The sequence below is a fragment of the Deefgea sp. CFH1-16 genome (assembly GCF_016881365.1).
Classification (GTDB): domain Bacteria; phylum Pseudomonadota; class Gammaproteobacteria; order Burkholderiales; family Chitinibacteraceae; genus Deefgea.
The window spans coordinates 959,993-971,510 of the sequence record NZ_WLYT01000001.1 but is presented as its reverse complement, the minus strand read 5'-3'; the positions used below and the strand labels follow the sequence as shown (position 1 = coordinate 971,510).

Annotated in this window: 12 protein-coding genes and 1 pseudogene; 9 read left to right on the top strand and 4 right to left on the bottom strand. The window is 50.2% G+C overall.

The features are described 5' to 3' along the window. Nucleotides 1–106: 106 nt before the first annotated feature. Both GKO28_RS05185 and GKO28_RS05180 read right to left on the bottom strand, forming a co-directional pair. Nucleotides 107–1,051: a DegV family protein gene (locus GKO28_RS05185; protein ID WP_182075578.1), complete on the bottom strand. Its 945-nt coding sequence runs from the start codon at nt 1,049–1,051 to the stop codon at nt 107–109. Between the two features lie 337 nt (nt 1,052–1,388). Continuing rightward, a complete protein-coding gene (locus GKO28_RS05180; protein WP_182075577.1) occupies nt 1,389–2,213 on the bottom strand; it encodes a helix-turn-helix domain-containing protein in 825 nt (274 codons plus the stop codon). A gap of 136 nt (nt 2,214–2,349) precedes the next feature. On the opposite strand from GKO28_RS05180, the gene GKO28_RS19320 reads away from it, so the two are divergent. The 3 genes from GKO28_RS19320 to GKO28_RS05170 all read left to right on the top strand — a co-directional run bounded on the left by GKO28_RS19320 (nt 2,350) and on the right by GKO28_RS05170 (nt 3,683). Next, on the top strand, nt 2,350–2,814 hold the full coding sequence (locus GKO28_RS19320; protein ID WP_247646386.1) for a DMT family transporter: 465 nt from the start codon (nt 2,350–2,352) through the stop codon (nt 2,812–2,814). After that, nucleotides 2,751–3,224 carry a DMT family transporter gene (locus tag GKO28_RS19315; protein ID WP_247646385.1) on the top strand — a complete coding sequence of 158 codons (474 nt, stop codon included), beginning with the start codon at nt 2,751–2,753 and terminating at the stop codon, nt 3,222–3,224. The genes GKO28_RS19320 and GKO28_RS19315 overlap by 64 nt, the downstream gene beginning before the upstream one ends. 150 nt (nt 3,225–3,374) lie before the next feature. Beyond that, on the top strand, nt 3,375–3,683 hold the full coding sequence (locus GKO28_RS05170; RefSeq protein ID WP_182075576.1) for a hypothetical protein: 309 nt from the start codon (nt 3,375–3,377) through the stop codon (nt 3,681–3,683). Between the two features lie 211 nt (nt 3,684–3,894). On the opposite strand, the gene GKO28_RS05165 is transcribed toward GKO28_RS05170, so the two are convergent. Then, nucleotides 3,895–4,770: a LysR family transcriptional regulator gene (locus tag GKO28_RS05165; RefSeq protein WP_182075575.1), complete on the bottom strand. Its 876-nt coding sequence runs from the start codon at nt 4,768–4,770 to the stop codon at nt 3,895–3,897. 106 nt (nt 4,771–4,876) lie between these two features. On the opposite strand from GKO28_RS05165, the gene GKO28_RS05160 reads away from it, so the two are divergent. The 6 genes and pseudogenes from GKO28_RS05160 (at nt 4,877) to GKO28_RS05135 (ending at nt 10,945) form a co-directional block, all read left to right on the top strand. Further along, nucleotides 4,877–5,155 carry a hypothetical protein gene (locus GKO28_RS05160; protein ID WP_182075574.1) on the top strand — a complete coding sequence of 93 codons (279 nt, stop codon included), beginning with the start codon at nt 4,877–4,879 and terminating at the stop codon, nt 5,153–5,155. Between the two features lie 280 nt (nt 5,156–5,435). Continuing rightward, entirely contained in the window at nt 5,436–5,828 is a 393-nt protein-coding gene (locus GKO28_RS05155; protein ID WP_182075573.1) for an HPF/RaiA family ribosome-associated protein, read from the top strand. 269 nt (nt 5,829–6,097) lie between these two features. Continuing rightward, nucleotides 6,098–6,976, top strand: coding sequence for a protease HtpX (gene htpX, locus GKO28_RS05150; RefSeq protein WP_182075572.1), 879 nt, complete (start codon nt 6,098–6,100; stop codon nt 6,974–6,976). Nucleotides 6,977–7,324: 348 nt separating this feature from the next. Beyond that, a pseudogene (gene argS / locus GKO28_RS05145) lies at nt 7,325–9,042 on the top strand (arginine--tRNA ligase). Between the two features lie 135 nt (nt 9,043–9,177). Beyond that, nucleotides 9,178–9,492 carry a hypothetical protein gene (locus GKO28_RS05140; protein WP_182075571.1) on the top strand — a complete coding sequence of 105 codons (315 nt, stop codon included), beginning with the start codon at nt 9,178–9,180 and terminating at the stop codon, nt 9,490–9,492. Further along, on the top strand, nt 9,482–10,945 hold the full coding sequence (locus GKO28_RS05135; protein ID WP_182075570.1) for a response regulator: 1,464 nt from the start codon (nt 9,482–9,484) through the stop codon (nt 10,943–10,945). Before GKO28_RS05140 ends, GKO28_RS05135 begins: the two co-directional genes overlap by 11 nt. A gap of 2 nt (nt 10,946–10,947) precedes the next feature. Here GKO28_RS05135 and GKO28_RS05130 read toward each other — a convergent pair whose 3' ends face one another. Continuing rightward, a complete protein-coding gene (locus GKO28_RS05130) occupies nt 10,948–11,478 on the bottom strand; it encodes a hypothetical protein (protein WP_182075569.1) in 531 nt (176 codons plus the stop codon). Nucleotides 11,479–11,518 lie beyond the last annotated feature (40 nt).

Here is an 11,518-nt window from a genome sequence, read left to right as displayed (position 1 = left end):
TCATATTCGTATTGTGAGCACGCAGGCGCATTCCCTTCCCCTTGGAGGGGAGGGTTGGGGTGGGACGCCTTACGACGTGAATATTCGGCTAAATATCGCCCCCCGGCTAATTGAGCACGGCTTCAGCCTCGGCAGCAAAGGCGATGGCCAGACCGCCTGCGCCGATATTGACGCCAGCGGTGGTGCTCATTTCACACAGCAGCAATTGCACCTTGGCGTGCGCGCAGGCGCGTTGTAATTGTTGATACGCTGGCATATCGCTGATCACGCTAGGGTCGCCGCCATAACTCACACAAATGGTGTTGGCGACTAAGCCTTGCTCGATTTGCTTTTCGGCCATGGCAAAGAGTTTTTCAACGCCGGTTTGAAAACCATGAATGCGGCCGACAGGGCTGGTTTCGCCGCGATAGCCGCGGATCACCGGCTTGATGTCGAGCGCACTGCCAAAGGCGTAGGATAAAAATCCGACGCTTTTATCGCCTTTGCGGCGTGCTTGATGGCGCAGTTGGCCAAGATCGGCCGGCATTAAAAAGCTTTGTACGCTGCGACTAAGCCGCTCAATGTGTTGAGTGATGGTCGAGCGGCTGGCTTGTTCACTAATCAGTTGGGCGATTTCAGCGACGATCAGCCCTTGGCCGCAAAATAAATTGGCGCTATCAAAAACGCGAACGGCAAAAGGTTTGCTCAGATTGGCCGCTTCGCGAATCGGCCGGTATTCAGTCAGGATGCTGCGAGCGGCTTGGGTGCAGTGATTAAAAATTTGGCTGCGCGATTGCATCACCGTCAAACAGAACACCGAATCAAATTCTAAGATCAGTCGGCTTTTGAATAATTCACGGATTTGCTCGACCGAGAAGGGTTTGGATTCAAAGTCCGACGTACCTAGTTCGGCTTGGCGGCGATAAAAACTACGCGTGGCGACGGGATCGCGGTGGTCAATAAATTGACTATCACTGCCTTGAATGGTGATCGGCAAGATGACGATTTGATGCTGGTCTAAAAATTCGCGCGGTAAATCGCAGCAAGAGTCTGTGACTAAGCCTACTCGCATGGTGTTCTCCAAGAGGGGGTTTCACCGTCTAATGCGGTGTTGTGCTGGGTAAAACGTGCTGTGTGGGTGTGCTGAAGCTGACATATTAAAAAAATGCTAATGTAATTTATCATTCATTTTTAATCGGGATTAATAGGGAAAATACTGATTCAGCAATTAAATAGTCAGCCTTTAGTAATTTTTAAGGGCGAAATAGCGCCGACAAACATCGTTGGCGTGCAGGGGGCATGCGGAGAGAGTTGGTAGTGATTTAGTTTTTATTGATGGGTATTACGATGCAGCCTATGACTGTCAGTACATAGCGGACAATACCTAATGATCATGGGTTTTTTTATATTCAATCGCTTGCATGACTGAGCCATTGCCGACGGTAGCGTTCGGGCGAGAGGCCGGTGTGTTGGCGAAACATTGCAATAAACGCCGAAGGGTGGCTGTAGCCTAATTGCCACGCAATATCTTGAATCGCATGGTGTTCTTTGAGCGCGGCTTGCGCGCGTAACAGCCGTAGGCGATTACGCCATTGAATAAAGCTCAGTCCGAGCTCGCGCTGAAACTGTCGAGCCAGCGTGCGCTCGGTGCTATGCACATGTTGCGCCCATTGCGCCAGCGTAGTGGTGTCGCCTGGGTGGACGAACAAAGCATCGAGAATCGGGCGCAGTTGCCTGTGCGCGGTGTCGGGTAAATAGCTGGTGTGTTGATCGGCGCTGATCAGTCGTTCTAGCAGCAAAGTGGCTTGAGCTTGCTCGTTGGCAGGGCGGGTATCGCAGATTTGCCGAGCCGCATAGTCATCAAATAGCGCTCGAATCAACGGGGTTTGGCTGATTAAGCACGCGGTTTGCGGCAGTTGCTGCGCCCATTCATCGCCAAGATACGCTGAGGTATAACTGAGCGCTTGGCGGATATAAGCGGTATGCGGCATTTGGGCCGGTACCCAGACTAAATAATCCGCTGGGGCGATTAAATGCTGCTCGTGGGGTGGCAAACCGAGGGTGATTTCGATCAGCCCCAGATTAATGCGATTAATTTGTCCCCAAGGATGGCGATGCAATGCGTAGCCAGTGTGGGCCTCGACCGCTTCGTGGCGCAGCTGCAAGAGTTTGGGCGCGTCAAGCAACAGATCGCTAGAGTTGTACGGTGGCGAAGGCACTGGATCTGGCGGCATAAATGGTCCGAAATGCACGATACGTTTGTCGGGTTTGCATTATAGCTATTGAATCAGACAGGATTACACTGCGTCATCAATACCACGTGAGTGAATCAGCGCTGCTGTGGCGTATTGTGGTTTGCATGAGGTGAGGATGAACTGGCTTTTTCCATTGGTGGCCGTGGCGATTTGGGCGGGTAATACCGTGGTTTCTAAAGCGGCGGCAGGGGTGATTGATCCGGCGGCGATTTCGTTTTATCGCTGGCTGATCGCCGGGCTGATTTTAACGCCGGTCATGGCGCCTAAACTCTGGCGGCAACGGCAGGCGATTTGGCCCTATTGGCCCAAGTTTGCCGTATTGGCTTTACTGGGCATGGTGCTGTATCAATGCTTGGCGTATTTTGCGGCGCACACTACCACCGCGACCAATATGGGCGTGATTTGTGCATTGATCCCCTTATTGGGTTTGGTGCTCAACTGGGCGTTTTTTCGCTTTAGGCCCAATGGCAGGGCGATGCTAGGCGTGGGTTTGTCCTTGCTTGGCGTTTTATATATTTGCTCGGTCAAGGCCAGCCAAGTCGTTTATTGGCCGGAGGGATTAACCGTGGTGATGGCTTGATGTTGATCGGTGCGCTGGCGTATGCGCTGTATGGCATTTTGTTAAAGCGCTGGGCCTTGCCGTTTTCGCCGTGGTTGAATTTATATTTGCAGATTGGATTTGGCGTACTGTTTTTGATTCCCGTAGCGCTGAGTGCGCAGAGTTTGGCGATTGCGCCGGCGGCGATCAGCATGGTGTTATTTGCTGGGATCGCCTCGTCGATTGTGGCCGCTTATTGCTGGATGCAGGGCATTGCTCGCATGGGCAGCGAAAAAACGGCGATTTTTATGAATCTACTGCCCTTATTGACCGCCTTGATTGCGGTGCTGGTGTTGGGCGAAACCTTGCATGGTTATCATTATCTTGGGGCCGGATTGATTTTATTCGGCGTATTTTTAGTGCAATTTCGTCAGCCTACCGGGGTAAATTAATTACCCTTACTGACGGTACGCTGTGATTTTGCACCACGGAAAGGCGGTGGTTTTGTAGGAAAGTACTGCGAAGTTTTATGATTGCTCGTTATATAATGCTTTGCAGCGCATGGGCGCAGTAGTTGAGATTGAATACAAAGGAATGACGTGTTGCGAAAATTATTAGCGGCCATGGTTTCAATGGCATTGGCTATAGTGGTATGGGCTGAAGATGCCCCTTTGCCGTTTGATGATCCTGCTGCTGCAGTGCCGATTGTGCGTAAAGCTCCGGTAAAAAAAGAAGTTTCGACGCCAGCCAAGGTAAGCCAGCAAACAGCGAGCCCAACTCGCTATAGCAAAAATAAGCCATCCAGTCGCAATAAAGCGGTGAAAAAATCAACACGCTCATCGGCCAAATCAGCTCAAGTCAAATCGAGCAAAAAATCCGCGCTTAAAAGTAGTAAAAACCAGTCAGCGTAAAGCCACCCCATCTAAAGCTAAAAATACCAGCGCTAAAGCCAAACCAGCTCGCACTAAAACTACCAAGAAATAAACACCATTGATAAGTACTCGGCGTGAATACGCCGAGGCTGGCTAGACGCGATATTTGCTGGGCGCGACGTGGCTGACTGTTGCGCATCGAGATTGCTTGGGTGAATCGCAACGCCGTTAGATCATTGGCGCGTTACAGCTATTGGGCGCACTGATGCAGCAGTTGATCTAAGGCGGGGTGATTGATTTTTTTGGGCGCGTAGATCGCGTAGTAATCGGCATACTGTCCATCAAGATGACCTAGGCTTTGCAACTGCTCGCTAGGTATTGCCTCAGGCATAATAATAGGCGAAGGGTAGAGGCCAATACCTGCAATACCAAACGCTTGCATCAAAGCGCTATCGGCAAACTCTCCGACAATATCGGGCACGATTTGCTGTGCCGAAAACCAAATATCTAATTGAATTCTCAGCGTGCTATCGCGAGTCGGTAGCAGCATCGGCGCGCCATTGAGGCCGGCCGGAAAATCCTCACCATAAAGTACTGCTAATGCTGGGCTGGCTAAAATCATCACTGGGCATTGCGCCAGTCGTTGGCTTTCGAGGCGTAATGCGCCGTGCGCCGCAGGGCGATCTGCCAGCACGACATCGAGCTGGTGCAAAGCCAGCTTGGCCATCAGCTCATCGGGCGAGCCTTCGGTACAGCATAGCCGTGTGTGGTCATTGTGCGTCTTGGCCAAGAGCTGTTGGGCAACGGTTTTGGGCAGCGCATCGGCCACCCCAATATTAAAGCGCTGTCTGGGCGTGCTATCGCTGGCCAAGGTTTGTTGCAATTGTTCGCCAAGCATAAAAATCTGATCGGCAAACGGCAGCACGGTGCGTGCGGCCTCAGTCAATTCCAACTGCCGACCCACTTGGGTAAATAGCGACTTACCCATTTGCGCTTCAAGGCGTGCTAATTGGCTGCTAATGGTCTGCGGCGTCATCTCAAGTTTACGCGCAGCGGCACTAATACTGCCTTCTTGGCTCACCACCCAAAAATAATACAAATGCCGGTAATTGATTAAATCATGCATGAGCGAGTGTCGAAAAAAACTGATGATGCCGCAATGTAAGCCTGATGTTGGATTCTGTAAAGCCAGTTTAAAATTACGACATAATTAATTGCGATGAGAGCAAACCATGCTGACTGGATTGGGCCTAGTGACCGTTGTCTTGCTGGCGGCCTTGTTTTGGTATTACGTGATTTACAACCCCACAGCACAAACCGATTGGGAGCGCCTGCCGACATTGGCGCAATATCGGCAACGGCACCCGCAATGCGCTCGTGGCGAACAAACCCTGTGCTGTCATTGCGGCGCGGCCGAGCATTTGGATTTGGGCTTATTGCAATACACCGATTGGCGGCGGCAGATCATGTGCCGGCAATGTAAAAATCGCTTATGGCGGGAGTCGGACTAAGCGGCCTGATTGAATAAATCATTGATTCAGGTGGTCTTTGAGTCGTTATTTTCGACTTAGTTCGATTTATTTTACGGGTAATTGTATCGAGAAAAGTTGAAGGTTAATCAGTTATGCTCTGATTTTGTCGATAGAAAATATACGTTATGGTGAATGCACTACCTGATTCACCGCAGTGAGTGCACAGCATCATCGTGAAGTGATTCTCATGGCTGTCGCGTGATCTGGCGGTGCGATGGGGTAGATATTGAGTTTGGACTAACCAGCAGGAGATCGAGCAATGCGACCACTTATTTTGACTCACAAGCTTTCGATTGATGACACGATGCACAGTTATATTTTGCATCGTTTACGCCTCGCTCTTGATCGAACCTTAAGCCGGATTGGCGCAATTACTGTGCGCTTAAGCGATGAAAATGGTCCCAAAGGGGGCGACGATAAATCGGTACAAGTGAAACTCATCTTGCCCGGACATGAATCGGTGATTGTTCACGAGCGCGGTAGTGATTTACGCGCGGTGGTGGATAAAGCCATTCATCGTGCAGCACAAACCCTGCAGCGCTTAAACGCCAAACGACAAAAAATAACCCGCAGCGTGGCGAGCCGAAAATTACTCGCCACTGAAATGCAATATGCCGAAGAGGCCAACCATATGCTGGCTACACCATCCTAAGTGAATGTGCGAGTCGCGAGAGGTTTGACGACTTCTCGCGCGGCGAAATAGCTTGACTTGATTGGCCAGCTTGGCTGGCGATGATGATTAAATTCACCTGAGTGCAGGTGAGGTTTCACAATAAAGGAAGATGAATGAGTTTTAGTTTAATGTTGATGGCTGTCTTCATTGCCGCTGTAATGGCTTACTATTTTGGTCGTAGCGCCAAGCAGAAGGAACTAATTGCGATCAGGATTAGTCCAAGCGCCAAACAACACAGGAGATAATGGATGAAAAGAACGCTATTACTGATTGGCACCAATATTGCCATCATGGTGGTCTTAGGTATTTTTGTAAATATTTTTGGTTTAAATCGCTTTATGAGCGCCAACGGCTTGAATTTGCCGATGTTACTGATGTTCGCTGCGGTAATGGGGTTTGGTGGGGCGTTTATTTCGCTGGCCATGTCCAAAACCATGGCCAAATGGAGTACCGGCGCCCAAGTCATCGCTCAGCCGCGCAATGCCGACGAGCAATGGCTGTTTGATACCGTCGCCAAACTGGCGCAGCGCGCCCAGATCGCCATGCCTGAAGTGGCGATTTATGAAGGCGAACCGAATGCCTTTGCCACCGGCCCGAGTAAGAATAATTCGCTGGTTGCCGTGTCAACGGGCTTGCTCTACAGCATGACGCATCGTGAAATCGAAGCGGTATTGGCGCACGAAGTAGCGCACGTGAAAAACGGCGATATGGTGACGCTAACCTTGATCCAAGGCGTGGTGAATACCTTTGTCTTTTTCTTGGCGCGCGTGGTCGGCTATCTGGTTGATTCGTTCTTAAAGCGCGACAACGAAGAGTCATCTGGCCCGGGAATGGGTTATTACATTACTGTGGTGGTGTGCGATATCGTATTTGGTATTTTGGCCAGCGTGATCGTGATGTATTTCTCGCGCCAACGCGAGTTTCGTGCTGACGCGGGTGCAGCCCAATTATTGGGTGAATCAGCACCAATGGTCGATGCCTTGCGCCGCCTAGGTGGCATGGAGCCTAATGCCTTGCCAAGCAATATGGCGTCATCAGGGATTGCCGATAAAGCAGGATGGTCAGCGATGTTCAGCTCGCATCCGCCGATGGAAGATCGAATCGCCGCCTTGCAAGCCCTGCGCTAATGGGTATATGGATATAGACCATATACAATATGTGCTACAGAGCAATACATCAAAACGCCGACTTGAAGTCGGCGTTTTTTATGGTTTTTTATTCGCGCAATGTGGCTGATTTCTATCGTTGTTGCTAGGCTGGTGCTGCTTAGTTTGAGTGCGGCAGTTTTTCAAATTCGGCGTATTTTTGATGCTACTGGCAGATCATCTTCGCTAGTAGCGGGCAAATTAATTGATCGACTTGGTATTAAAATACGGTTTTCGGTTTGCCCGTCTTGCCCCCACCCGTAGAATTGCGGGTAATTCATTTTTTACGTCGCAGCATTGGTGCGGCGTTGGTTTTTTTCGGAGCTGCCTGTGTCTTTATTACCTTTATTAAATACTCGCTTTGCCGCGGCCTTGGTTGCGGTCGGTGCGCCTGATGCACAGCCCTTGGTGCAAGCCGCCAGCCGACCTGAGTTTGGCGATTATCAAATGAACGGGGTGATGGGCGCAGCCAAAGTGCTCAAGCTTAATCCACGTGAGTTAGCGCAAAAAATTATTGATGCAGTGGATTTGGCGGGCATCGCCAGCTCGCTTGAAATCGCCGGCCCAGGTTTTATTAATATCAAATTGGATAATGCGTTTTTGGCTGATCGCGTGGCGACGGCGCTGCAAGACGCGCATCTTGGCGTTGAGCAAAGCGCAGCGCAGCATGTGATGGTTGAATATTCATCGGTGAATTTGGCCAAAGAAATGCACGTCGGCCATTTGCGCTCGACGATTATTGGTGACGCTTTGGCGCGCGTGCAAGCCTACGTTGGCATGAATGTGACGCGACAAAATCACGTTGGCGACTGGGGTACGCAGTTTGGGATGTTGGTGGCGTTTTTGATCGAGCAGCAGCAAGAGGGCAATGCCGATATTGCGCTAAAAGATTTAGAGGGCTTTTATCGCCGCGCAAAAGCGCGTTTTGATGAAGATGAAACCTTTGCCAATACCGCGCGGGATTATGTGGTGAAGCTGCAAGGTGGTGATGCGGAAGTGCGGGCATTGTGGGCGCGCTTTGTTGAAGTGTCCTTATCGCATTGCAACGCCGTTTACCAAAAACTCAATGTGTTGCTTGATGATGGCGATGTGCGCGGTGAGAGTTTTTATAACGCTGATTTGCCGATTATCGTCGATGAATTGCGTCAGCAAGGTTTGCTGGTGGAGAGCGAAGGCGCGCAAGTGGTGTTTTTGGATGAATTCAAAAACAAAGACGGCGAGCCACAAGCCAGCATTATTCAAAAGAAAGACGGTGGGTTTTTGTATTCAACCACCGATTTGGGCGCGATCCGTTTCCGGGTTCGCGAGCTAAAAATCGATCGTTGCTTGTACGTGGTGGATGCGCGCCAAGCGTTGCATTTCCAGCAATTGTTTACCATCGCCAAAAAAGCGCATTTCGCGCCAGACTCGGTGTCGTTAGAGCATATTGCCTTTGGCACCATGATGGGCGAAGACGGCAAGCCGTTTAAAACCCGCTCGGGCGACGTGGTGAAATTAGTCGATTTACTCGACGAAGCACAGCAACGTGCGTTTGATCTGGTGTCGGAAAAAAAATCCTAATTTGGATGAAGCCACACGCCGTGAGATCGCCAATGCCGTCGGTATCGGTGCTTTGAAATACGCCGATTTGTCGAAAAGCCGCACCACCGATTACATCTTTAACTGGAACTCAATGCTCAGCTTTGAGGGCAATACCGCGCCGTATCTGCAATATGCCTATACCCGTGTGAAGAGTATTTTCCGCAAAGTGACTGATTACGACCAAAACGCGGCGATTGTGTTGACCGAGCCGGCTGAGCACGCCTTGGCGTTGGAATTAGCGCGCTTTAGCGATGTGGTGCATGCGGTGGCTAAAGACAGCCAGCCCGCATTTGTTGTGCGCATATTTGTATAGCGTGGCGACGATGTTCTCGCGCTTTTATGAAAACTGCCCAGTGAATCAAGATGGTGTGACCAATGCATCGCGTTTGAAAGTATGTGATTTAACCGCCAAGGTGTTGGCAACAGGTTTGAATTTACTTGGGATTAAAGTCTTGGAAACCATGTAATTGCAACACCATGTTAGTGGCACAAATTGCGACTTAAATTGCATTAAACTTACTATTGTTGCTGTAATTTGAGAAAATACCCTGAAGCGGCCTTAGGCCGCTTTTTTATTGTTAAACCTTGGCGTGGTGATCAGCATGAATTTAAAAGATGCCGTGGTATTACAACGCATTACCGCCTTAAGCTATCGCGGAGCAATTGGTGGGCAGTTTGCTGGCATGGTTGCCGCGACTGCTTTACTTGCTTTACATTTTGATGCGCATTCACGTGGTTTTTTGCTGCTGTGGTGGCTCTGTGTGTGTGGGTTTGCACTGTATCGCTTGTCGGTATTTCGACGTTATCGGCAGCATGCGGCGCAGCGTGCTGATGCGTACTGGCAAAAGATTCATTTGCAAGGCGTGACGATAACCAGCGTGTTGTGGGGGCGGTGGCACCTATCTAATGCTGTCTAGCCCGATTGTGCTATCGGTGTTAACGGCATTGATTTTTTCTGGTCTCACGGTCGGCTCGATGCCCGTCCTATCGCCCATGCTCAATGCCATGCGGATTTATGCGTTTTTTATGACGCTGCCGATTTGGCTGAATGCGATATTTGATCCAACGTCGATGAATATGACGTTGGGGATTATGTTTATCTTTTTGTTTATTACTTTGCTTAAAAGCGCGGCCAATTACCGCGATACCATTGTTGAAAGTTTAGAGCTGGAATTAGCGCAAACACGCTTGGCAGAAGATTTGGCTCAAGCACGTAATCAAGCCGAGCAAGCCAATCGCGCCAAGACTGAATTTATCGCCAATGTGAGCCATGAAATTCGCACACCCATGAATGGCATTGTTGGCATGGCGCATTTATTAGCGCAAACCCCGTTAACACCGATGCAACAAGAAAAAGTCGATGTCATTAATCAATCGGCCGATTTGTTATTGGCGCTGGTGAATGACGTATTGGATTTATCCAAAATTGAAGCTAATCGTTTAGATATTGTGGCGCAAACGGTGCATTTACCGCAGGTACTGGCGGAGGTTGAACAGATGTTTTGCCTGCGCGCCAAAAGCCAAGGTTTACGGTGGCGATTGGATTATCAAGGCGCGGCAGATTTAACGCTATTGGGCGATGCGCTGCGTTTGCGACAGGTTTTGGTCAATTTATTAGGTAATGCGCTGAAGTTTACTGAGCAAGGTGAAGTTACTTTGCAAGTGCATACCCACAGCGAGGCGAGCCATTGCCGGATTGAAATTGCCGTTAAGGATAGTGGCATTGGTATTGCTGCGGCGCAATTGCCGTATATTTTTGACGCCTTTGTTCAAGCCGATGGCTCGTCAACACGGGCTTATGGTGGTACGGGTTTGGGCTTAACCATTGCACGGCGTTTGGTGCGTGGCATGGGCGGTGAGCTGGAGGCCCGCGGCAATGCTGAAGGTGGCACAACGTTTCAGTTTGATTTGCTATGGCCTTATGCACCAAGCACTGAAGTTGTCATTGAGAAACCACAGCCACTCGAAGCCATTCGTCCACTGCAGGTGCTCTTGGCCGAAGATAATCCAACCAATCGTTTGGTGGCAACGCGCTTATTAGAAAAACAAGGCCATACCGTCATCAGCGCTGAAAACGGTCAATGGGTGCTGGAGATTTTGGCGCGCCAAGCGGTGGATGTGGTGTTGATGGATATGCAAATGCCCGAAATGGACGGTCTTGAAGCCACACGGCGCATCCGTCAGCAAGAATTAACGGTGCCTCAGCCACGGTTGCCAATTATTGCCTTAACAGCCAATGCGATGGCTGAAGATCGCCTGCGCTGTCTTGAGGCTGGGATGGATGATTTCTTGGCCAAACCACTCAAGCCTGAGTTGCTCGATCAGGCTTTGCGTGAGTGGGTGGTATCGCTGAAACCGGCGCTGATTTAGGATTAAAAATAAGCTTTAAGCTGCAGCGCAACAAAGCCTTCGACTTGAAACGTTTTCACCGTGGGGACAATAAATAAGTTCACCCCAAAATGGTAAGGCGTTTCCAGCGAGGCCAAAAAGCCGCCAGCAGGCACGATGGGATAGCCTTTTTCGGTATTGTGATAACCGGTTAATAAGCCAGCGGCAGCGCCGAGCGAGAGATTGCCTGCGTCGCTAAACTGCCACTGCAGTGGTGTCCAACCGAGCTGAGCGTAGACCGATGTTTGCCGAATTGAGTTGCGGTAAGCGCCGAGCATCCAATGCCAGCGCCCATTGCTGCGCTCAATCCCTAAGCCGGGATTGCGCTCATTTAGATTATCGTCAATCACCGCTTGCCGATTAAAATGGCGGGTGAGTACCGGCGTTACAATCCAAGTTTTCCACGCTTGCTCGGTATTCATCGCCTGCAAAAAATCGGGGGTATGCGCGCCAAAAGCGCCTGAGTTGAGTTGCTCATCCGCCGCTTGCGCCGAAGCGATGCCAGTCAGCGTCATGATGAGTAGGGTATTGCTAGCTGGCTGATTATTTTCATAA